This window comes from Bacillus sp. VT 712 (assembly GCF_001614195.1).
Classification (GTDB): domain Bacteria; phylum Bacillota; class Bacilli; order Bacillales; family Bacillaceae_H; genus Priestia; species Priestia flexa.
This window is the reverse complement of the sequence record NZ_LWBK01000027.1, coordinates 1-22349: the sequence shown is the minus strand read 5'-3', so window position 1 is coordinate 22349 and position 22349 is coordinate 1. Positions and strand designations below refer to the sequence as shown.

The following is a 22349-nucleotide window of genomic DNA, read 5'->3' as shown; positions in this document are numbered from 1 at the left end:
TATAATGAATGTCCATATGTAATAATAAAAAACGTATATTAATTTTATTCCCTATTTTTGAATCAGTAATCTTTATGATGAAAAGTAAAAAAATAGAGTATTTTCTGTCATATTTTTTAGATATAAAGTTGTGTTAGTTTGTAATTCCTTTTATTCTTTTTAAAAAATATAGATAAAAGGGATTAAAAAAAATCTCCTTGTGTCCGATAAATAGTTTAAAAGATTCATATATCTATTTATGTCGAGGAGGAACGTATGAAAAAAGTAATCGCTGCTTTAGTTGTTATGTTCATGCTTAGCTCAAGCTATTCCGTGGTAAACGCAAAAGCTGAAACAAACCCAACTGTAAGCGTCCAGCTTAAAAATTATTTGAAAAACAAAAAGGAAATTCAAATTCAAACATCAGAAGATGCAGCGACATCTTATGAAGGAGTTCGATTAGAAGCTAATCAGACCTATCTCTTAAAGGTAGAACAAGGGAAAATTTCTTTATATAAAGGAACGACCAAATTAAAGGAAGATACAACCTTTAAGCTATACACTAATCAAACAGCAGAAACGCGTATTGAAGGAAGAGTGTATAGTGGGAGTTTTGATTTTGTGATTGAAGGTAACGAATATATACTACCAATTAATCATGTATCAATGGAAGAGTATTTAAAGGGAGTCGTTCCTAACGAAATGATTCCAAGTTGGCCTGTAGAGTCATTAACTGCACAAGCTATTGCAGCACGCACATATGCAATGGGGCATTTGAACAAAACAATTAATGATACCATTCAATATCAAGTATATGGTGGAAAAACAGTCTACGCTAATACGAATACAGCTGTTGAAAAATCATATGGTCAGACACTTACATATAACGGGAAATTAATCAGCGCACTTTATTCATCTAGTAATGGTGGAGTTACGGAGTCTAATGCTAATGCATGGTCAGGCTCACCGCTTCCTTATTTACCAATTCAAACCGATTCATATGATCCAAAACATCCATGGAATTTAACGGTGAAAAAGCAGCAAATAGACATGGAGAACTTAGACTTAGTTCATTATAAAAATTGGTGGAGCACTATCAAAGAAAATGATAAGGAAATTACTGATAATATCAAAACTTATTTACAGCAAAAAGATTATAAAGGAAAAGAAATTAAGGTTCTCTCAATTCCAAAGCTAGAGTTCACTGAAAAGAATACTAGTAATCGTTATAATAAAGGAAGCTTAGAAGTCAAGTTTATTGTAAAAGACGATGTTGATTCAGAGGGGAAACTTAATGTGAAAACATTGAGCTTAAATAATGTAAAGTCTTCTGATATTCGTCCAATTATTGGGGTAAACCTTATTAAAAGTTACTATGTGACTGAACAAAATGCTACTGATAAAGAAACGGTACTAAAAGGTCTAGGATATGGTCATGGTGTAGGAATGAGTCAATACGGAGCTTATTATCGTGCCAAAGCTGGTCAAACCTATGATCAAATTTTACGTTTTTATTATCCGAATGTAGAGCGCACGCAGCAATACAACCGTGAAGCAAAGCGTTTAGCAGGCCCAGAACGATATGATACAGCTGCAGAAATTGCAAGAGAAGGGTGGACTACGGCTCGAACAGTTGTCATTGCAGCGGGAGGGAATTTTCCAGATGCGCTAGCAGGAGCTCCTCTTGCAGTTCAGGAAAATGCTCCACTATTACTAACAACAGGTCATGAATTGCATCCAACTGTAAAAGCAGAGCTCCAGCGTTTACAGCCTGAAAAAGTAATTGTATTAGGAAGTTCAAGGGTTATTCGAGATTCAGTATTAGATGAAATTAAGCAGTTAGGTGCTAAGGAAGTCCAGCGTTTAGGAGGAGCGGATCGCTTTGAGACGTCAGCGGCAATTGCTAAACAAATAAATTCTTCGAAAGTAATTGTAGTGAATGGACAAAACTTCCCAGATGCTCTATCAGTAGCTCCATATGCAGCGAAAGAAGGAATTCCTATTATACTAACAAGGCCAACTTCAATTCCTGCAGCTACAGCACAAGTGCTTGAAGGAAAAGCAGAAGCTATTGTTATTGGTTCTGAACAGGTAGTAAATGCAACAGTTTACAATTCTCTTCCAGCTAACCGAGTAAGATATGCAGGAGAACATCGCTATGCAACAAATCAAAAAGTTGTGACGAACCTGCTTGGCAATACAAAACAAGCTTATGTTGCAGCGGGAACTAATTTTCCAGATGCGCTAGCTGGCTCAATTTTAGCTGGAAAACGTGGTGTGCCAGTTATCCTAACAGATGCAGACAAGTTGCCAGCGGGCACAGCTGATATTTTAAGCGGCTATAAGGATTTTACAGTACTAGGTTCTACTCGCGTAGTAAACGATTCTGTAGTTAATAAGCTGGAAGAAATTGCAAATAAATAAACAACAAAGCCGTGGCAAAAACGTCACGGCTTTGCTTGTAAAACTGGAATGCGAATAGTGAAAGAAACACCTTTATCTAAATTTTGTACTGAGATTGTCGCATTATGCATAGTAACAATCCGCTTTACAATACTGAGCCCGATGCCAAATTCTCCTTTTGAACCTTTTTCAAACGGTTCAAAAATTGTAGATAGTACGTTCTCTTCGATAGGAGGTCCGTCATTGGCAATACAACACTCTACAACGTCCATCTCTTCATAGAAACTTTTGTGAACAGAGATAGAAATAGATGAATCAGCGTATCTAATCTGGTTTTCTAAAATGTTCTCAATAACTTTGGTCCATTGTTCTTTATCACCGTCAATAGTCACTTTATCATCTCTAATATCCCACTGGATTTCAGTACGACTCCACCGCAGCCTTTCAACTACCTCGCAAATAAGTTCTGACAAAGCAAACGGCTCATGATTGACAGGGTGAGCAGATAAGTAATCTAGCTTTGTTAAATATAGTAAGTCACGGATTTTCTTTTCCAATTTCAGTGATTCATCTTCAATGACTTGAACGGTATTGGATAAATCTCCTTTTGGATAAATACCATCTTGTATGGATTGAGCGTAGCTTCTAATGACCATTACAGGTGTTTTCAAATCATGTGAGATATTTTGAAGAAGAGTTTGTTGTGCTTCTTCTTTTCGAATGAGTCGTTGTCGCATTTGTTCTATAGAAGAACCTAATTTTCCAATTTCATCCGTACGATCTAACGTTACAGACTCGTGCCATTCTTGCTCTGCAATTCGCTTAACATGTCTCTCAAGTGATACAAGAGGGCGGCTTAAATATTTTGCGAGCCAAATAGAAGGAATCCAGCTTAGAAGGAAAACGATGGACATTACGACTAATAGCTGTTTAAATAAAGCGGAAGCTAAAGCATTTCGATACGTATCCCATGAAAACGATAATAAAAATGCAGGCTGGTCGTTAATGATTACTTTACTAATTACATAAAATAACGTTCGGTTACCCAGGTCTTTTTCATACCTTTCGACAGTTGATTCTTGATCTTGAGCTAGCTCCTGTGCATGTCTTAAAAAATCTTGAGGTAGAACACGCGATGATAGGTAGGAAATATCGACATTTTCAGGTAATAAAATGTGGTCTACCGTACGGTTTCGTAAAGATGGCCCGTTTTCGTCATTGCTAAAATAATATTCACCAGACCGGCTAGGCAACCCGTATTCTTTTAAAATATGCTGTTCATTTTCAATACTTGTATAAATTTCATCCGTAAAGAACTGTCTAAGTGCGCTTGGGAACAACGTAGCTAACAAAAGTGAGATAACTAGCAATATGCCTGAGATGACAAGCCAAATTTGAAAAGCAAGAGATCGATTTTTCATGTGCTCATCATCCGATAACCATATCCATAAATTGTTTCAATTCGAGCGTGTGGGAGCTTTTTCCGAACTCTGCGTACTAAATCATCCACAACTCGGTCTGAACCGAAATAATCCTCACCCCAAATAGAGTTTAATAACTGCTCGCGTGAAAATGCTTGACCTATGTCTTTAGATAATGTGACAAGAAAATCAAATTCTTTTGACGTTAAATCAATAGGCTCATTGTTTTCATATACAGTTCGTGTATGAAGGTCTAACCTATAGGGACCGATAGCAATTGTTGATTCGTGTTTTTGTTTTTGACCATACACAAGGTTTAAAAGTTTTTGAACACGAATAACGAGCTCACGAGGCAAGAATGGCTTGGATAAGTAGTCATCGCTTCCCATTTCAAGCCCTAACACTCGATCAATATCTGCATCTCTAGCAGAAATGAAAATCACAGGGATATCAGGGGTAGCAGACTTAATTTCACGAATGAGATGATAACCATCGATATCAGGAAGCATGATATCTAAAACCCAAAGACTAGGAGGGGTATGAATCATTGCTTTGGCATCTGTTCCATTTGAAAATGAAGTAACAGACCAGCCTTCTTTTTGTAAATAAAGAGTTAAAACTTCATTTAAGTTTTGTTCATCTTCGACTAAGTAAATTGTAAAGCTCACTTTATACACACTCCTCTTTCTATTCAAAGCTATTATACTATGTGTTTGGTAGCAGAAAAAATTTTTTCACAATTTCCCATATTCTTTTGATACTTATCCCAAACTTTTGTTTTATAGTGTAAATAACGAAAAACATAATTGAATGTAAAGGAGCCAATTATATGGAACCAAGAGACTTTAATCAAAATAACAATGATGGTGAATATAACAGTCAACCTAATAATGACCAAATGAAAGCTCAATACGATGCAGAATATCAACAAGAACCAGGTATGAAACAAGAATATCCAACTTATCGGTCTGAGCATGTAAGAGAAGAAAAATCTAAAAGAAGGTTTTTACCATTTCTTGCATCGTCCATTGCAGGTGCTGTGTTAGGTGGAGGAATTGTATTATATAGTGCACCTCACCTAGGGTTCACAAATGATGGAAGCCAAACGAATACCGCATCTACTTCAACAAGCGCTACAACTACAGCTGCTACAAAAAATATTAGCACCAATGTAAGTCAAGGAGACCTGGTATCTGTTGTAGATAAAGTTTCACCAGCCGTAGTAGGCGTAAACAATATCCAAGAGCGAACAAATCCCTTTTCAGGAGATACGCAAACAGCAGAATCTGGAACAGGTTCAGGCGTTATTTTTAAAAAAGATAATAACAAAGCGTATGTTGTAACAAACAACCACGTAATAGAAGGATCAAGTAAGGTAGAAGTTACGTTATCAAATGGGAAGAAAGAGGATGCCCAAATTGTAGGTGCGGATCCGCTAACCGATTTAGCTGTTTTAGAGATGGATGCTAAAAACGTAGAGGCAGTAGCTGAATTTGGTGATTCTACTTCACTTGTTGCCGGAGAACCGGTACTTGCAATTGGAAACCCTCTTGGTGAGCAGTTCTCAAGAACAGTCACACAAGGTATTGTAAGCGGCACGGAGAGAACGGTAAACATTACAACATCAGCTGGAGAATGGAACTTGGATGTTATTCAAACAGACGCAGCTATTAATCCAGGAAACAGCGGTGGAGCATTAATCAATGCTGCTGGTCAAGTAATTGGTATTAATAGTTTAAAGATTGCTGAAGACGGTGTAGAAGGAATCGGTTTTGCTATTCCAACTGCAGATGTTCAACCTATTATTGACAAGCTAATGAAAGATGGAAAAATTAATCGACCATATATGGGAGTGGGGCTACAGGATGTAGCAGGTTTATCAACTGCCATTAAAGAAAATGAGCTAGGCCTAACAGAAGATACTTCTGACGGTGTTGTGGTTACGACAGTTGAACCTTTTTCAGCTGCTTCAGAAGCTGGCTTGCAATCAAAAGACATCATTGTAGGGATAGATGGTAAAGAAGTAAAAACATCCAGTGACTTGCGCAAGTATTTATACACGGAGCGTGCAATTGGAGATAAAGTAAAGCTTGACGTTTACAGAAACGGAAAAAAAATAAACCTTTCACTAACGTTGAAACAGCAAGGCAACGATGAATGATATACACAGCACGGCAGCTATTTCTATTTTTAATCGCTGTCTTGTTGATTACTGGGTGTGTAAATGCTTCAGAAGAAGTTGTTTTTCCAACACTAAACAATGAACAGCCGTCTAATAAAGTGGTCGCTATATACAAAGGTGACCCTATTACAAGTGATGAACTTCGAGAATTTTTAGCCGTACAAGGCTTTCTAGATCCGGATGCTCCGGTGAACGATTCTTCTTATCGAAAAGATGCTCTTTATCAGCTTATTGTTGATAAGTACGTAGGGGAAGAAGCTGTCAATACTGATTGGGTGAACCAACAGTCCGAACAATTGTGGAATGAAATTGAACATTCCTATAGTCAAAAAATTAGAGAGCAAGCTTATGAAGAGCTAGACATTACAGAAGAAGTTGTAAAGAAGCACATTAAAGCTCATTTTCAATCGAAACAGTTCTTTCGAGACAAAATATCCGAAGAAGATGTAAAAGGCTACTTTGACAAAGCGGGATATAGCGCTGAATTTAAAACAGTTGAAGAAGCGAAAGAGCCAATCCTTCAAAAGCTTGTACAAAAAGCTATCAATAACTATGTTCAGGATGAATTAAAGAGACAGGTTAAGTACGTTCCAGTCTCTTGATTCACCTTTTATATAGATTACTGAGGTTGGGACATAAGCATTTCAGCTAATGATCTATCCGAACGATCAACAGTTGAATACTTTTGATCGTTCAGATATCTTTTGTTGAGACAGAATCATTTCGTTATGTCCCAGTCTCATTTTGTTTGTTCTTTTCATTGATGAAGCCCCCTTTTATCGTGATAGAGCAATATAAATGAAATGAATAAAAATAGAAATAGACAAATGTTTTTGTAAGTGATAAGATAGGGTTGTGAAATCTTTCATTATTCGGAAAATTCATTGTCCTTTCACCTTTTGGTTGAAAGGCATTTTTTTGTTTAATTCGCATACATAAAGATAAAGAAAATAAAATGACTAGTCTCCATTCATACTCCTCAGACGTGATGATACCATCACGTCTTTTTGCAATTAAATGTTAATATGTAAGGTTGCCTTATGAAAAGAATTGAAGTAGTCATAGTCTAACTTATTTTTCTTTTAAAAGATAATCGATAAAGCCGGGTTTCATTTCGACTTGAGAAATACCGATATGAGATACAGTATGTGCAAAAGGAGTAACTTCATCGATGAAATTTTCAAGTTCCTTAAGGTTTGGAAGCTGTAACTTTGTAATAAAGCAGGCTTTTCCAGCTATTCGTTCACAAAATAAAGCGTATGGATAAGTAGCGATAAATTGTTTAAAGCGACGATATTCACCGTTTTTAATTGTTGCCTCAACAAAACAAGAAATAGGAAGCCCTAATTTTTCACAATTAATAGTGACAGAGTATCCGCTAATAATACCAACTTGTTCCAAATTTCGAACCCGCTCAGCAACCGAAGGGGCTGATAGATTGACTAATTTTGAAAGTTCTCTCATGGAAAGTCGAGCGTTAGTAGTTAACTCCTTTAAAATATGTAAATCAATACGATCAATGTTCATCTATTCTCATCAGCTCTTTCATTTTTATATTCTATTATAGTGAAAAATGATAAAAATTTCTGCGTTTTGCCTTCTTATTTTTAGGGGGATTTTATTATTTAAAAAAGGTATTGACATACCAAAAATGTGGGAGTAAGATAAGGTGAAACTTTAAGTAATAACTTATTTTTCCATTTAAAGTAAGTCACAAATAGATGAAATCGCTGAATCCTAATAGGAGCGGAGGAACCACTTTTGCACACTTTGTGCTCGGGGTGAATCCTTTATAGGTAGGGTTACTCTCATAACCCGAATCCGACAGCTAACTTCGCAAGCGTTTTGAGGGGGAGATGGAATGTGTAAAAAACACAGGAGCCTTCCTGTGTTTTTTTGTGTGGAAATTAATCGTTACAATAAGTAAGATCATAAAAAAAGAGCACAATAAAACAAGATAGAAACCGGAATAGGAAAGGAAAGTTTGAAATGAAAAAGCAATTTGCGGTGTTAGGATTAGGGCGTTTTGGCGGCAGCCTTGTAGAAGAATTCATCAATCTAGATGTGGATGTTCTAGCGATTGACCGCAATCAAGAAGTTGTCAATAAGTACACAAATACAGCCACTTATGCAGTGCAAGTAAACGGTGTGGATGAAGCAAGCCTTAAAAGCCTTGGAATTCGAAATGTTGATCATGCAATCGTATCATTTGGAGACGATATTGAAGCGAGTGTATTGGTAACAATGTTACTGAAAGATATGGGTGTGAAGCAGGTGTGGGTAAAAGCAGTAAATTCATACCATCAAAAAGTACTTGAAAAAATTGGAGCCGATAAGGTCATTCACCCTGAGCGAGATATGGCGAAACGAATTGCGCATCACGTAGTTTCTGAAAAGATTATTGATTACATTGAACTTTCAAAGGACTATAGCATTGTAGAAATAATGGCTTCAAAAAAGATTCATAATAAAACATTATTTGATTTAAACATCCGTTCCAAGTATGGGTGTAATATTATTGGTTTTCAACGTGGAAATGGTGAAATGGTAATTTCACCAACAGCCCATGAAATTATCCATGAAGGTGACATGCTCATTGTTATTGGACATAATCGGGATATTAATCGCTTTGAGGAAGAAGGCGTATAATCAATGAGTTTAGCCAGAAGTATTAAGCTAACGCCCCCCCAATTATTAACATCAATCTTTGGAGGGGGAATTATTATTGGCGCATTACTTTTAATGCTTCCATTTTCTACAACGGAACCAATCTCTTGGATAGACGCCTTGTTTACCTCTACTTCAGCTATGACGGTAACGGGATTAGCCGTTGTAGATACAGGAACGCGCTTTACGGTATTTGGTCAGACGATTATTATGCTTCTGATACAGGTAGGTGGATTAGGGATCATGTCATTTGCCGTGCTGATTTTTATTATGCTCGGTAAAAAAATCGGTTTTAAAGAACGAATGATGGTCCAGCACGCTTTAAACCAAACTAATATTGGTGGCGTCATTCTTCTAGTAAAGCGCCTTTTTATCTTCTCTTTTGTCATTGAGTTGATTGCACTGATTTTTTTAGCCATTCGGTGGGTACCAGAGTTCGGCTGGGAAAAAGGGTTATTTTTTAGCTTGTTTCATTCAATATCAGCATTTAATAATGCTGGGTTTGGCCTTTTATCTGATAGCTTAGTGCAGTATGCAGGAGATCCACTCATTAATATTACGATTTCATTATTATTTATTATTGGGGGAATCGGATTTACGGTACTGGCGGATTTATGGGAGAAAAAGTCTTACAAAAAGCTTAGCCTACATTCAAAATTAATGATTATTGGAACATTTATCATTAATACTGTGGCGATGCTGTTTATTTTTTTCTTAGAGTATGGAAACGCCAAAACGTTGGGAAGCTTAAGTCTTGGTGACAAGATGTGGACATCGTATTTTCAAGCGGTTAGTACGAGGACCGCTGGATTTAACTCTATTGACATAGCTAACTTGACGGATTCAACAGCTTTTTTAATGATCATTTTAATGTTTATTGGGGCAGGGAGTGCGTCTACTGGTGGAGGAATAAAGTTAACAACGTTTATTGTGATAACATTTGCCGTCCTTTCATTTATTCGAGGACGTGAAGATATTGTCTTATTAAAGCGCAGGTTAAGTACTGTATATGTTGTAAAAGCACTAGCTATTTCTATGATCGCAATTATGTTTGTGTTCTTCGCTACGTTTGCAATAAATATATCGGAACCGAACACGCCTTTTTTAAAGCTGATGTTTGAAGTTGTATCAGCATTTGGAACAGTTGGCTTATCCATGGGAGTAACGCCAGAGCTATCATACGTTGGACGTGTTATTATTATTTTTATCATGTTTTTAGGTAAGATAGGTCCGTTAACTTTAGCATTTTCTTTAGCTAAACCAAAACGTGAAAAAATTCGTTATCCAAATGAAGATGTATTGATTGGATAATAAAGAGACCGCATTCTTTGTTTTCATAGATAAACAAAGGATACGGTCTTCGTTTTAATTAAAACATAATAGTAGCGCCTAAAATTGTGGCGATCATTAAAAAGAATGTAACCATTAAGATTCCTGGTAATTTTGATTGATTGCGCATCCAATCAATCCCTCCTTTTCAATTATAGTCATGTTAAAGTGCCTTCTACCTATATAACGTATAAGTAATCAATTTAGATTCATTTTTTTAAAAATTTTTAATGAAACCGAGAGCCTGTCCAGACTTATTACGCTTTTGCAGATATTGAGTTTTAGAATCGAAAAAAGATACGGTCATAAGGCAGATTGGCGTGTTACTGTTTAATAAAAAAGGTATTAGAATCCACGTTTGTCCATTGCAAAAACTCTTGTAGTGAATATAGTAAAATAGGAAGTCATTATGATTTCCTTTCACATCATAACGCCCTCTAATAAAGACCCGATGCATGACAATTCCCCCAACTGTCTGGTTCGATCGGTATATGACCATGCTATTTGTATGGTCTTTTTTTACATGTTAGATTAAAAGAAATAAAGTCATATATATAATAATTATAAAGAACTAAAGAAGGGTAGGTCTTTACTATTGTTTTTTAAAATTAAAGAATGTTTAGAAAATTATTATAATATTATTTTGTGATAGTGATATAATAATATGAATATTTTAAAGATATTTTTTTGTACTTCCTGGTAAAATATACTCTTTAATTGTAAAAAAAATACTTTTTAAATGCCCTTAGATTTGCTCTTGTCAGCTTTTCTATACAGCCTATTAACCTATAGCCAAAAAGTTGTAAAAATAGATAATTAAAGGTAGTAAATCCAACTTTCACTGGCAAAGTTAATGGATTGTCTCTGCTGCTACTAAACTACTAAAACTAGCAGTGGAAAATACGAAAGGGGCAATGATATGAAAAAGTATAGTTGGTTAAAGGTTGTAACATCGTTAGCAATTACGGCAGGGGTGTTAATACCATCTACTGGAGGAGCTTATGCAGCAACTGAAGAAAAAGAACAAGTGATTGTAGGATTTAAAAGTAGCGTAAATGAAAAAAGTATTACAAAAGCAAACGGTAAAGTGAAAAAGAAAATGAAAGAATTACCGATTGCCGTCGCAGAAATGACTCCAAGTGAGGTTGAAAAGCTTGAAAAAGATCCAAATGTAGCTTATGTAGAAGAAGATATTCGTATATCAGTAGCAGCTGATACGCAAGACTGGGGAATCTCTAAAGTGAAGGCTCCTACAAGTTGGTCAACTGGTTTAAGTGGACAAGGTGTAAAAGTGGCGGTAGTTGATACTGGAGTTGCAACAAATCATCCTGACTTAAAAGTAGCTGGAGGAGCTTCATTTGTATCATATACATCTTCTTATAATGATGATAATGGACACGGTACGCACGTAGCAGGGATTATCGGTGCTGAAAACAACGGTACAGGTACGATTGGTGTTGCATATAACGCAGATATTTACGGTGTAAAAGTACTTGAAAGCAGCGGTTCTGGAAGCCTTTCTAGTATCATCGCTGGAATTGACTGGTCTGTAGCAAACGACATGGACATTATTAACTTAAGCTTAGGAACGTCTGTAGGATCTACAGCATTAAAATCGGCAGTTGATCGAGCTTATCAAAGTGGAGCAGTTGTAGTAGCTGCTGCTGGAAATTCTGGAAACTCTGCTGGAACAGGAGATACGGTAAATTACCCAGCGAAATATGATTCAGTTATTGCTGTGGGAGCTACGGATCGTTATGATCGCCGTGCTTCATTCTCATCAACTGGCCCTACTGTTGAAATAGCAGCTCCTGGTGCGGCTATTCTAAGCACATACTTAAACGGTCAATATTCAACGTTAAGCGGTACATCAATGGCTAGCCCTTATGCAGCTGGTATCCTAGCCTTATACAAACAGAAATACCCATCATATTCAAATGCACAGTTACGTCAACTGTTAATCAACAAATCAATTGATTTAGGACCAGCTGGTCGTGACACGCACTTCGGATACGGATTATCACAAGCTGGTACTTTCTAATTTAGATAAGAACAAAGCAGAGCCTTGGCTCTGCTTTGTTTATACCTTTTCAGATAGTGTATAAAGCTCATCGGATGATGTAGCAATTTTATCAATACGATTTGTCAATTCTGAAATAATGGAAGATATTTTGTCTAGTTCTTTTTTTGTTAGAACGCTCTGCTGTTTATTTTCTGTTGTGACAGTTAAAACATTTGTGAAAAACGTTGTGATGTTATTCATATTTACCGTTGTGTCTTTTGTTAACCCCGCCACTTCATCTCCAATCTCAACTACGCTTTTTATTTGTTTTTGAATATCTTTGATGAAAGTTGAAATGTTTGCGATTGATTTTTTTGTTTCCTCCGCCAGTTTACGAACCTCCTGAGCAACCACGGCAAATCCTTTTCCATGTTCCCCTGCTCGAGCTGATTCGATTGAAGCGTTTAAAGCAAGTAAGTTTGTTTGTTCAGCAATGGATGTTACAATCGCTACAATTTGTGTAATTTGCTTTGATGTATCTTCTAACGTTTTCATGCGTTGTTGAATGAGAGAAGTATTTTGCTGGATGCCATCAAGCATTGCTTGCTCTTGTTCGAGCTTGGTTTGGCTTTCAATTGCATCTTTGGAAACAATCTCAGCTAACTTTGAGCTTTTATTCGCAAATGACACAACATCCGCCGTTTGGCTGCTTATTTGAGAAACAAACTGTGCTGTTTCCTCAGATAGGTTAGCTAATAGAGAAGAGGTACGACTAATCTCATCTTGAATAAGCTTTTTTTCTTGATATAAAAGTTGTCGTTGTTCTTCAAACGTTTCTTCATAGGCAGTTAACACAATTTGTTGTTCTAAATTAGTGAGCGTTGTAATACTTTTAATAGTTTGAATGCAGGCTTCTTTTTCGGCTATCTCCTCATGGCACAGGGCAATTAATGCAATTTGTAAGTTCTGAAAAGCGCATAAATACCACTTCGGTTCAAGACCAATTTTTACATGCATTTTTGAAATCATTTTACGCTTTTGTACAAACTCATCATCTACTTTGCCGTTAAACATTTCTAATATATGTTTTTTAAGCGTGTTTTTTAAGCGATCAATACTGCTATGCTTCTCAATGATGGTAACTAAGTGTTGCTGTTCTCCAATAGCTCGATAGAATTCGTTTACAATTGAAATAATATTTTCTTCAACTGCAGGCTGTAGCCTAACGATTCTTTTAAGGTCATCTAAGTTTAGACCAATCATTTTAATTTGTTGTTGAATTTCTAAACTAGATACTTGTATGCTTGCAGTCATTTCTTCAAGAGCAACTGCTTGTTCGGTATGTGTGTTTTTCCTAAACCAGTTCATAAAATCACCTATTATCCTTAAAGTTGTAAGCACATATATGGGTATATAACGGTCATGGACCCTTACTATATATTTCGGTTTGCTTGTTGAAAAGTTTGAGCGTTATTTTCAAAAATGTCATGAAAATGTGATGTGCTGTCATGGGATTGTTATGTTCTATTTATCTGATTGTGATGCGTGCATGATAAGGTGATACAGTGACCACTTTGATAGATAGTAGTGGGAAAAATAGATGAAGGAGTATGTATAATGAGGAAATTGGTTGCGTCTATGTTAATGGGAGGAGCTGTATTGTCTACACCCGTCATTGGACAAGCCGCTTCAAACGACGAGCTATTAAAACAAGGAATGAAAAACGAAAGCATCTATGAAGTCAAAGATTCTTTAAAGCGAGAAGGATATTTAAAGGGTGAGGTTTCTACATACTTTAATTACGAAACAAAAGTAGCAGTTCAAGCTTTTCAGCAAGATCATAATCTAGTAGCTGATGGAATTGTTGGAACCAAAACATATAAAGAACTAGAAACAACAGAAGTTGAACAAGGAGCGTCTAGCTTTGACGAGTCCGCGGTCATTAGTAAGGCGAAATCTCTTATTGGCACGCCTTATAAATGGGCAGGTACAACACCTTCTGGCTTCGATTGCAGTGGCTTATTACAATATGTATATAAGGAAAGTGTAGACGTAGAAGTTCCGCGTACCGTGGCAGATATATATGCGGCAGGTGAAAGTGTGAAGGAACCAGCAGTGGGAGATATTGTTTATTTTGAAACATATAAAGAAGGCCCTTCTCATGCAGGGATTTATTTAGGTGATAATCAGTTTATTCACACTTCTACCTCAAAAGGTGTAACAATCAGTGATAAAAACTCGAGCTATTGGAGTGAACGTTATCTAGGTGCTAAAAAAGTAAAGTAATTTGAGAAAGAGACTGAGACATAAGTAGTTCAGCCTCTACTATACCTGAACGATTGAGAGTTCATAACTTTTAATCGTTCAGGTTTTTTTTGTTGATTGTGAAAACAATGTTGGAAACAGGGTGGAATGGAGCGTAGGACACTCGACTCCTGCGGGAAAGAGAGGGAAAACGGAGATCCCGCAGCGCAGCGAGGAAGTTCAGGTTCCTCGCCGCGGAAAGCGAGTGACCGTAGCGCAATGGAACGAACGAGTTGGGACAAACCAAAGAGATGGGAACAGCTAGTGTTCGTCTTTTAGAAGCAATCATTTTGTTATGTCCCAAACTCTTTTTTGTTTTGAAAAAAGTTAAATCATTGTGCACTCTTTCTTTGTAAGAATGCGAGACAAGCGCATATTTATCAAAAAATGCGAAAAAAGTTCTATCACTTCCTCCTGACAGCTTGTATATATTGGTAAAGTAATCGTTTGAGTGTTCTAGTAAAATTCAAATGATTCCATGACTAACAAGGAGGAAAAAAAAGATGTGGTGTTATAGCTATTACCGTCTCAAAAAGAAAATTAAGAGATTGTTATTTTCAAGAAGGTTTGGTACTTTCATTGAAAATAATACAAAAAAAGCAGTAGAAGAGGTTATTTATTCTCAGCGATTTCGAGACTACTTTATTCAGCTTGTAAGAGAAGCGGATGTTTCGCCTTTTAAAGAAATTGCGCTTCAATATTTACATGAAGAGGTTGTCGTTTCAACAGTTGCGGGTCCTTTGCAAGGTACGGTTGCTGAAGTAGGCGATGATTATTTAAGGCTAACTGAAAGTGCCACTTCCAGCATTTTGTTACCATTTACCAGCATCATTACAATTCAAAAAGTTTAAAGAGAGGAGAGGAAAAGATGTTTCAAGACGCATTAAGAGAAAGCATTGGTTCATTTGTGCAAATCATTACCCCAATTGATATTATTAGCGGTACATTAATTGCAGTATTTGAAGCTTCAATTGTTGTTCGTACATCAAGCTCATATGGAGAGCCTACTGATGTCACAATACCTTTTGCATCTGTCACATACATTCGTATTATTAGTGGAGATGAATAAAATGAACGTATCCGTTATCATTCCAGCATGTAATGAAGAAGAGTCATTGCAAAGTGTGATTCAGGCAATAAAAAAGATAGCACCTTTTGAAATCATTGTTGTTGTAAATGGGGCCACTGATAATACAGCTTTAATTGCAAAACAAGAAGGGTGTAAAGTGTTAACGTACGAAGAGAAGCTTGGGATTAACATTGGTCGAGCAATTGGAGCAAAAAAAGCAAAGGGGGATATCCTTGTATTTCTAGACGGAGATATCGTTGTACCCTTTGAAGAACTAAACCAGTATGTGCAAGCAATTAAAGATGGCCATGACCTTGCATTGAATGACTTGGAATGGACAATGAAGCGAAAAATTCGTCCTCACGTAGTGGCTGTCTCAAAATATATGCTTAATTTAAGCTTAAAAAGACCAGATTTAACAGTTCAAGCAGTTACCGCAATTCCACATGCTATAAAGCGCTCAGCAGCTGAAGAAATCGGCTTTGAGAATTTAGCGCATCCCCCATTAATGCAGACACTTGCTATTTTAAAAGGAATGTCTGTTGTATATCCTTGTTCCACAGATGTTATTTATACCAACCGTATTCGTAATACCCACAAGACGCTTGTTCCTAATTCTCCGTTTCCCTTTTCAACCGAATCAATTTTAGCTGATCATTTAAAAGCTTTTTCTCACTTAATTCATCAGAAAGGAGTAAGGGGAGGACTTACGGATGGAAATCGTAACCGTACGATTGTATCAGAATATACACCCACTCTCCTGAAAAAAGAGAGATGTAAAACAAGTGCGATTATTCCAGTTGGAGAAGAAAGAGAAACGATTCATCTTGTTATTCAAGAAGTGCAAAAAGCAGGTGTTGAAGAAATTATTGTGGTAGCAAATGGGTCAGATGAAATAACGATTTCAAGAGCACGTGAAGCAGGCGCAACGGTACTTGTGTATCCAAATAGGCTTGGACATAATGTTCCAAGAGCAATTGGAGCAATGTATAGTTCAGGTGATATTTGCTTGTTTATTGACGGTGATATCGTTATTTCTGCTGAAAATCTTCAACATTTCATCCGTGCAGCTGAAAATGGAGTTGATGTTGCGCTCAATAATTTGGAGTGTTTATTAGATCAAGTCCATCCTCTACATTCTGTTAGTGCTGCAAAGTATTTTTTAAATGCTATTAGTAAGCGTCCAGATTTAACCATTAACACAACAACTGCAATTCCTCACGCAATAAAAAGAGAAGTAATAGAGAAAATCGGGTACGAATCGCTCATCATTCCTCCTTTATTTCATTTGAAAAGTTTGTTAGCAGGTTTTACGGTTAAGGCGATTCATTTTGTAGACGTAGCGCGCACCAATCGCATTCGAAAAGAGCACTTAAAGACAACAGGATTGCCTCAATCAACGGAAAGGATTTTAGGAGACCATATTGAAGCAATTGCTTATCTACTCAATCAAACAACGGAAAGAGGTCTCTTTTTAAAAGATACAAGAAGACATGACATTTTGTCTGAGGTGATGCGTGATGAAAACTAAAAAAGTAGCAGTATTAGGACTTGGATACGTGGGATTACCCTTAGCATTATTGGTTGCTAAAAAAGGTTTTGATGTGATAGGTCTTGATGTTGATCGTAGCAAAGTGAACCTACTTCATCAAGGGAAAAGCTATATTCCAGATGTATCAAATGAGGAGATTAAAAGAGAAAAGAAATTTAAAGCTCAATGTTTACAAGACGGAATTGAAGAGTTTAAACAGTGTGAATATGTAATTGTGACGGTTCCAACACCAATTAACGATCAGCACGAACCAGACTTAACAGCAATGATTAAGGCTTCAGAGTTTTTGCAAAAGGAAATGGTTGCCGGACAGACAGTAATCTATGAGAGTTCAACTTATCCAGGTACGTTAGAAGAAATTGTTTTACCAATTCTTTTAAAATCAAAGCTACAAGTAGGAAGCGACTTTTATCTCGCTTATTCTCCTGAAAGAGTAGACCCAGCAAATACGCACTATCACATTGAGCAAATCCCTAAAGTGATTAGTGGATATACGGAAAGCTGCTTACAAAAAATTAGCGAATTTTATGGTAGCATCTTTCAAAAAGTAGTTCCTGTTTCGTCACCAAACGTGGCTGAAATGTGTAAACTATTTGAAAATATTCAACGGTTAGTTAATATTTCTCTTGTGAACGAAACAAATGTATTATGTGAACAGCTGAACATTGATTTTTATGAAGTACTTGAAGCAGCAGCAACGAAACCATTTGGATTTACTCCTTATTATCCCGGACCTGGAATTGGTGGGCACTGTATTCCTGTTGACCCACTTTACTTTGTATGGAAGCTCAAACAGGCTGGTTTAAAAAGTGAACTCATTCAAGCAGCTCATGAAATAAATGAACAAATGACTGAACATGTTGTGACACTCGTTGAAAAGCAGCTTGATAAGAATGAGAAAAATGTTTTGGTCATTGGCATCGCGTATAAACGGGATGTAAACGATGTACGGGAGTCACCAGCATTGCCTATATGCAACGAGCTAATTACAAGAGGGTATAATCTATCATATCATGATCCATATATCGACACTTTTACGTTAAATGGTTGCAACATTCAGTCTGTAGAGCTTACTAAACAAGCGGTGCAAAGAGCCAATGTAGTCTTAATCTTAACCGACCATCAAAACATTGATTGGTCACTTGTGAAAACTGCCGCGAAAATAGTGGATACAAGGGGAGTATTAAGGCGTTAAAAAGGAGGGCGTAATGTGAAGAAGCTTTCAATCATTCTAATTGTTCAAAATGATGAAGCGACAATCAGGCAAGTCATTCGCAGTACTCGCTGTTTAAATCCTCATGAAGTGATTGTCTTAGCCAAGCAGTCAATGGATGGATCGGTTTTAATTGCAAAAGAAGAAGGCTGTATTGTGAAAATAGAGAATGGTGAAGAAACAGCACATGAATTTCCTAAGTTAAAAGCCCGTCTTAGCATGGCTTTTCCATTTTCAAACGAATCTACCCCCCGAAATTATGCCAAAGTCCCAGTGACAGTGCGGGAAGCAGTAAGCCAGAGTTTCCACACCTGTTATAAATCATTTCTTTGTACCGCTGTTCATTTGCGCTGTAAGCCATCACACATGTCCCCCTTTTGTTTAATGAAATCGCTTTAATCATAATAGGGAAATCAAAAAATGTCACTTAATTTATCTTTTGGATTAGCATTAATAAAAGAATAGTTCATGATAAAATGATAATAAAGCATAGACAAAAGAGGGGGGAATAAGGATGGAAATAGAAAAATACGACGTAGTAAGGTTAACAGAAACATTTCCGGTTATAAAAGAACTTATCCAACTCACAGAAACCTGCTGGATGAACCCAAACAAGCAGTCTTTTCAACTACATAAACAAAAGATGCCACTAACTGAGCAGGACGTTAAGGATGCAGAATCAAGGCTTGACCGGTTTGCACCTTATTTACAGAATGTTTTTCCCGAAACGAAAGAAACAAAGGGAATAATTGAGTCACCTTTGATTGCCATTCCTACAATGAAATCGCGTTTAGAAAGCCGTTTTAGCCAACAAATCGAGGGAGAACTTCTGCTTAAGTGTGACCATGACTTGCCCATTTCGGGTTCAATTAAAGCGCGAGGTGGCATTTATGAAATTTTAAAGTATGCTGAAGACTTAGCTATTAAACATAACATGCTTTCGTTTGAAGATGATTACCGAAAGTTTGATAGTGAAAAATTTCGTTTGTTTTTTCAGCAGTATACAATCGCGGTAGGGTCGACTGGGAATTTAGGATTAAGTATTGGAATAATTAGTGCTAAGCTTGGCTTTCAAGTAACCGTTCACATGTCAGCTGATGCCAAGCAATGGAAAAAAGATTTGTTAAGAAGTAAAGGGGTAACGGTTATCGAGTACACAGATGACTACAGTAAAGCTGTAGAAGAAGGGCGTAAGCAGTCATCACTTGATCCAATGTGTTATTTTGTAGATGATGAAAATTCAAAGCATTTATTTTTAGGTTATGCTGTAAGCGCCATTCGTTTGAAAAAGCAGCTTGCTGCAATGAAGGTCAAAGTAGACAAAAACCATCCTTTATTCGTGTATTTACCGTGTGGAGTTGGAGGTGGTCCAGGCGGAGTGGCTTTTGGCTTAAAGCTTATGTATGGCGATGATGTTCGCTGCTTTTTTGCTGAGCCAACCCACGCACCTTGTATGTTGTTAGGTTTAGCAACAAATCTTCATGATAAAATTTCTGTGCAAGATATTGGTCTTGATAATATAACTGAAGCAGATGGATTAGCCGTAGGAAGGCCATCAGGGTTTGTTGGTCAAGTAATTGGTCCAGTTCTAGAGGGGAGCTACACAATCAGTGATGATGAAATGCATCGATTGTTAGCAGAGTTGGCTGATAGCGAAGGAATTGAATTAGAGCCATCAGCACTAGCCGGTATGATGGGACCAGTAATGACAAACAGACAGCTGTCTCGACAAACACTTGAACATGCGACTCATATTGTATGGGCAACAGGTGGAAGCATGGTACCACTAGCAATAAAAAAAGAGTACTATGAAAAGGGAAAACTGGCTTTAAGGAGATGATAAAAACTCCCCTCATGCATATGAGGGGAGTTTTTATCATGCTACATAATAAGATTCAATAATAGCTTCATCGGAGTGAGGAATATACTCTCCTTTTACAATTTGCGACCCGTTGATACAGCCGCTGGTTAATAAAATAACATCATTTGCTCCTCCAAGCTCTAAGGATTTTAAGACTCCTTCTCTTCTCGTTGGAGCTCGGTGAAGGTTCGAAGCATTGGGATGAGCAAATCCTGTAAATACTTGGTCAATGATATCGTTAGGGTTATGAAAGCCAGGATGGTCAACGGTAACAACAACTTCATCCACTTGTCCCTCAATGATGCTGGCCATTTTGGGCATTTTGTTAAAGTCTCGGATGCCAATTCCAGCAATCATCACAATTAAACGATTATATGCTAATTTTTTTACTTCTTGCAAAAGTCGAGTTAGAGCTACAGGCGTATGAGCATAGTCAAGGATAATCTTTTGATTTTGTGGCCCTTCAATTACTTGGAAACGCCCTTCAGGACTAGCGAGCTGTGGTAGAACGTTAAGAATATCCTCAATGTGAAAATTAAGCAGTAGCGCTGTACCGATAGCTGATAGCACATTAGCAATATTATATTCGCCAAACACAGGGACGGTTACTGGATAAATGTTGTCGTTATAATGAAGCTCAAACGTTGTTCCTTTTTCTTCTACGATGATAGAATCAGCACGCAGCGTTGCGTTGGAGTTCTTGTTGAGACTATAAGTAACCATTGGATTTTTAAATAGTTGAAGCAAATCTTTTCCCATCAAATCATCATCAACGTTTATAACAGCCGTTTTGGCTTGTTCAAATAGCTTCATTTTACAGTTTTTATAGTGTTCCATCGTTTTATGATACTCAAGGTGTTCTTCTGAGAAATTTGTATGAATAGCGACATCGAATAAAATTTCTTCAACGCGCTTTTGATCAATGGCAATGGATGAAACCTCCATGACAGCTGCCTCATCTCCGAATGTTTCTAGGTCATGAAAAATTTGGTGCAAATCAATTGATTCAGGCGTTGTGGGGGTGCTTTTTTGATAGGTTAATTTTTTATGTGAAGACCAAATCCCCGTCGTGCCAATTGAACCTGTTGGTAATCGGAGTAGCGTTAATAATGAACGTACGTAAGCTGCTACTGTTGTTTTCCCGTTTGTACCAGTTACGCCAATTGTTTTGAGCTTTTCATCCGCTTGTTGGAAATAGAACTTAGAAATATTTGCCATTGTTTTTCGAACATCATCTACAACGATAAACGTACAGTGCGGATACTTATCATGAAGTTGTTGAAAACAACGATGAACGGATCCAAAGACTCCTACAGCTCCTTTTTGAATAGCTTCTTCTATAAATTGATATCCGTCCGCGTTTTCGCCTTTCATGCTAAAAAATAATGACGAGTTTTTGACATGTTTCGAGTGATAAGCGAGATGTAAGACGCGCTGAGAAGTTGGGCCGACTAGTTGCTTAATTTGAATGTCAGGTAACTGTTCAAAGTTTAGTATCATGATTTTCCTCACCATTTAGTTTATTTTACAAGTTAACTTGCAGAAATTACCGTTTATAATGTTCTTACTATTTGTCAGTTTGAATTGAACTATTCGCAAGAACATATATGAACCATACAAAATATCTAAATAGAATTTCAAATTCTGACTCTTTTCCCTTAAAATAAGAGTGATAAACAAGGGGTAATATGGAAAAAAACCTTTTTAATCCTTGGTATCTCGCTATTTACAAAGAAGTTTGCTGCTATATAGTGAAAAGGGAAATAGTGGAATGTTATGTCAAAAAAAACATGAACATCCATTCATTTATGATTTGTTTTCATGTGAAAATTGTGATAATTATAGAAATTTTTTTACATTTTTTTAAAAATTAATGTATACTTGTAATACAAAGAAATTTTAAAGCGGTTACATATGAGAGGTTTACACTTCATCAAGGGGACTCAGTACAGATTAGTTGGGATCTTACATCGCGTAAATCCCTCTTTCGTGCAGGGAGAAGAATGTTGTAGACGAATAAGACAAAAAGCAAACAGAGAGGGGAATAATAATGTTTGTACCAATTGAGCGTAAGAAGGTATCAAGTCAAGTTCTTGATCAGTTAAAGAAGATGATAAAGGAAAGGCTGTTTTCGTATAGATTGTTGCTAAGAGAGGCATCCTATATAATAGAATAAAAGGTTGAATAGGGGTGTTACTAATGGCAATGGCTTGGCACGATATTTACAAAGACTTTTATACTCTTTCAAAGAATGAACAACTGGAAATGTTTAAAGCAATTAAGCAAGATTTATTTCCAGAACCAAAGAATGACATTTCTAAAATGGTTGGCGAAGTTCGTGAAACACGCTTTTCAAATGGATTAGCG

General features: G+C 36.8%; 16 protein-coding genes, 4 pseudogenes and 1 riboswitch. Of the genes and pseudogenes, 13 read left to right on the top strand and 7 right to left on the bottom strand.

Annotated features, from left to right (window positions below; translation table 11 throughout):
• The first annotated feature begins 255 nt into the window (after positions 1 to 255).
• Entirely contained in the window at positions 256 to 2403 is a 2148-nt protein-coding gene (locus A2U94_RS13675; protein ID WP_025910804.1) for a SpoIID/LytB domain-containing protein, read from the top strand.
• Positions 2404 to 2426: 23 nt separating this feature from the next.
• Here the strand turns inward: A2U94_RS13675 and A2U94_RS13670 are convergent, their stop codons facing one another.
• Positions 2427 to 3803 (bottom strand): sensor histidine kinase, encoded by a 1377-nt coding sequence (locus tag A2U94_RS13670; RefSeq protein ID WP_025910805.1) that lies wholly within the window; start codon positions 3801 to 3803, stop codon positions 2427 to 2429.
• Complete coding sequence (locus A2U94_RS13665; protein WP_025910806.1) at positions 3800 to 4471, bottom strand: response regulator transcription factor; 672 nt, start codon at positions 4469 to 4471, stop codon at positions 3800 to 3802. The genes A2U94_RS13670 and A2U94_RS13665 overlap by 4 nt, the downstream gene beginning before the upstream one ends.
• Positions 4472 to 4743: 272 nt before the next feature.
• Between A2U94_RS13665 and A2U94_RS13660 the strand changes: the two genes are divergently transcribed.
• Positions 4744 to 5964 (top strand): S1C family serine protease, encoded by a 1221-nt coding sequence (locus A2U94_RS13660; protein ID WP_025910807.1) that lies wholly within the window; start codon positions 4744 to 4746, stop codon positions 5962 to 5964.
• The gene (locus tag A2U94_RS13655; RefSeq protein ID WP_025910808.1) at positions 5961 to 6587 is read left to right on the top strand and encodes a hypothetical protein; all 627 of its coding nucleotides are present in this window, start codon (positions 5961 to 5963) and stop codon (positions 6585 to 6587) included. The genes A2U94_RS13660 and A2U94_RS13655 overlap by 4 nt, the downstream gene beginning before the upstream one ends.
• Positions 6588 to 7056: 469 nt before the next feature.
• Here A2U94_RS13655 and A2U94_RS13650 read toward each other — a convergent pair whose 3' ends face one another.
• Entirely contained in the window at positions 7057 to 7512 is a 456-nt protein-coding gene (locus A2U94_RS13650) for an Lrp/AsnC family transcriptional regulator (protein WP_025910809.1), read from the bottom strand.
• A 191-nt stretch (positions 7513 to 7703) separates the two neighbouring features.
• A riboswitch (cyclic di-AMP (ydaO/yuaA leader) is annotated at positions 7704 to 7843 on the top strand.
• 131 nt (positions 7844 to 7974) lie between these two features.
• Between A2U94_RS13650 and A2U94_RS13645 the strand changes: the two genes are divergently transcribed.
• From A2U94_RS13645 to A2U94_RS13630, 3 genes are all read left to right on the top strand, one after another.
• Positions 7975 to 8634 (top strand): potassium channel family protein, encoded by a 660-nt coding sequence (locus A2U94_RS13645; RefSeq protein ID WP_025910811.1) that lies wholly within the window; start codon positions 7975 to 7977, stop codon positions 8632 to 8634.
• A 3-nt stretch (positions 8635 to 8637) separates the two neighbouring features.
• Positions 8638 to 9963 (top strand): TrkH family potassium uptake protein, encoded by a 1326-nt coding sequence (locus A2U94_RS13640; RefSeq protein WP_025910813.1) that lies wholly within the window; start codon positions 8638 to 8640, stop codon positions 9961 to 9963.
• Between the two features lie 937 nt (positions 9964 to 10900).
• Positions 10901 to 12022, top strand: a complete 1122-nt coding sequence (locus A2U94_RS13630; protein WP_025910817.1) for a S8 family peptidase — start codon at positions 10901 to 10903, stop codon at positions 12020 to 12022.
• Between the two features lie 39 nt (positions 12023 to 12061).
• Here A2U94_RS13630 and A2U94_RS22335 read toward each other — a convergent pair.
• Together A2U94_RS22335 and A2U94_RS22330 are read right to left on the bottom strand one after the other, a co-directional pair.
• Positions 12062 to 12511 (bottom strand): annotated as a pseudogene (locus A2U94_RS22335) (methyl-accepting chemotaxis protein); the annotation flags it as partial.
• A 309-nt stretch (positions 12512 to 12820) separates the two neighbouring features.
• Positions 12821 to 13297, bottom strand: a pseudogene (locus A2U94_RS22330) (protoglobin domain-containing protein); the annotation flags it as partial.
• A gap of 303 nt (positions 13298 to 13600) precedes the next feature.
• Here A2U94_RS22330 and A2U94_RS13620 point away from each other — a divergent pair.
• The 5 genes from A2U94_RS13620 (at position 13601) to A2U94_RS13600 (ending at position 18103) form a co-directional block, all read left to right on the top strand.
• Positions 13601 to 14269 (top strand): C40 family peptidase, encoded by a 669-nt coding sequence (locus A2U94_RS13620; protein WP_025910821.1) that lies wholly within the window; start codon positions 13601 to 13603, stop codon positions 14267 to 14269.
• A 521-nt stretch (positions 14270 to 14790) separates the two neighbouring features.
• Positions 14791 to 15138 carry a hypothetical protein gene (locus A2U94_RS13615; RefSeq protein ID WP_035321114.1) on the top strand — a complete coding sequence of 116 codons (348 nt, stop codon included), beginning with the start codon at positions 14791 to 14793 and terminating at the stop codon, positions 15136 to 15138.
• Positions 15139 to 15155: 17 nt separating this feature from the next.
• Positions 15156 to 15356 carry a hypothetical protein gene (locus tag A2U94_RS13610; protein WP_025910826.1) on the top strand — a complete coding sequence of 67 codons (201 nt, stop codon included), beginning with the start codon at positions 15156 to 15158 and terminating at the stop codon, positions 15354 to 15356.
• 1 nt (position 15357) lies between these two features.
• Complete coding sequence (locus A2U94_RS13605; RefSeq protein WP_025910827.1) at positions 15358 to 16887, top strand: glycosyltransferase family 2 protein; 1530 nt, start codon at positions 15358 to 15360, stop codon at positions 16885 to 16887.
• Entirely contained in the window at positions 16874 to 18103 is a 1230-nt protein-coding gene (locus tag A2U94_RS13600; RefSeq protein ID WP_197473403.1) for a nucleotide sugar dehydrogenase, read from the top strand. The genes A2U94_RS13605 and A2U94_RS13600 overlap by 14 nt, the downstream gene beginning before the upstream one ends.
• Before the next feature lie 212 nt (positions 18104 to 18315).
• On the opposite strand, the pseudogene A2U94_RS21850 reads toward A2U94_RS13600, so the two are convergent.
• Positions 18316 to 18482, bottom strand: a pseudogene (locus A2U94_RS21850) (L-glyceraldehyde 3-phosphate reductase); the annotation flags it as partial.
• Positions 18483 to 18635: 153 nt separating this feature from the next.
• Here A2U94_RS21850 and dsdA point away from each other — a divergent pair.
• A complete protein-coding gene (gene dsdA, locus A2U94_RS13590) occupies positions 18636 to 19961 on the top strand; it encodes a D-serine ammonia-lyase (protein ID WP_035320725.1) in 1326 nt (441 codons plus the stop codon).
• Between the two features lie 36 nt (positions 19962 to 19997).
• On the opposite strand, the gene A2U94_RS13585 is transcribed toward dsdA, so the two are convergent.
• Positions 19998 to 21482 (bottom strand): UDP-N-acetylmuramoyl-L-alanyl-D-glutamate--2,6-diaminopimelate ligase, encoded by a 1485-nt coding sequence (locus tag A2U94_RS13585; RefSeq protein WP_025909902.1) that lies wholly within the window; start codon positions 21480 to 21482, stop codon positions 19998 to 20000.
• Positions 21483 to 22181: 699 nt separating this feature from the next.
• Here A2U94_RS13585 and A2U94_RS21205 point away from each other — a divergent pair.
• Positions 22182 to 22349: pseudogene (locus A2U94_RS21205) on the top strand (IS1595 family transposase); the annotation flags it as partial.

Excerpts from the sequence above, each read along its gene's own strand:
- A2U94_RS13675 (WP_025910804.1), top strand. The coding sequence starts at position 256 with ATGAAAAAAGTAATCGCTGCTTTAGTTGTTATGTTCATGCTTAGCTCA.
- A2U94_RS13670 (WP_025910805.1), bottom strand. The coding sequence starts at position 3,803 with ATGAAAAATCGATCTCTTGCTTTTCAAATTTGGCTTGTCATCTCAGGC.
- A2U94_RS13660 (WP_025910807.1), top strand. The coding sequence starts at position 4,744 with ATGAAACAAGAATATCCAACTTATCGGTCTGAGCATGTAAGAGAAGAA.
- A2U94_RS13655 (WP_025910808.1), top strand. The coding sequence starts at position 5,961 with ATGATATACACAGCACGGCAGCTATTTCTATTTTTAATCGCTGTCTTG.
- A2U94_RS13650 (WP_025910809.1), bottom strand. The coding sequence starts at position 7,512 with ATGAACATTGATCGTATTGATTTACATATTTTAAAGGAGTTAACTACT.
- A2U94_RS13645 (WP_025910811.1), top strand. The coding sequence starts at position 7,975 with ATGAAAAAGCAATTTGCGGTGTTAGGATTAGGGCGTTTTGGCGGCAGC.
- A2U94_RS13640 (WP_025910813.1), top strand. The coding sequence starts at position 8,638 with ATGAGTTTAGCCAGAAGTATTAAGCTAACGCCCCCCCAATTATTAACA.
- A2U94_RS13630 (WP_025910817.1), top strand. The coding sequence starts at position 10,901 with ATGAAAAAGTATAGTTGGTTAAAGGTTGTAACATCGTTAGCAATTACG.
- A2U94_RS13620 (WP_025910821.1), top strand. The coding sequence starts at position 13,601 with ATGAGGAAATTGGTTGCGTCTATGTTAATGGGAGGAGCTGTATTGTCT.
- A2U94_RS13615 (WP_035321114.1), top strand. The coding sequence starts at position 14,791 with ATGTGGTGTTATAGCTATTACCGTCTCAAAAAGAAAATTAAGAGATTG.
- A2U94_RS13610 (WP_025910826.1), top strand. The coding sequence starts at position 15,156 with ATGTTTCAAGACGCATTAAGAGAAAGCATTGGTTCATTTGTGCAAATC.
- A2U94_RS13605 (WP_025910827.1), top strand. The coding sequence starts at position 15,358 with ATGAACGTATCCGTTATCATTCCAGCATGTAATGAAGAAGAGTCATTG.
- dsdA (WP_035320725.1), top strand. The coding sequence starts at position 18,636 with ATGGAAATAGAAAAATACGACGTAGTAAGGTTAACAGAAACATTTCCG.
- A2U94_RS13585 (WP_025909902.1), bottom strand. The coding sequence starts at position 21,482 with ATGATACTAAACTTTGAACAGTTACCTGACATTCAAATTAAGCAACTA.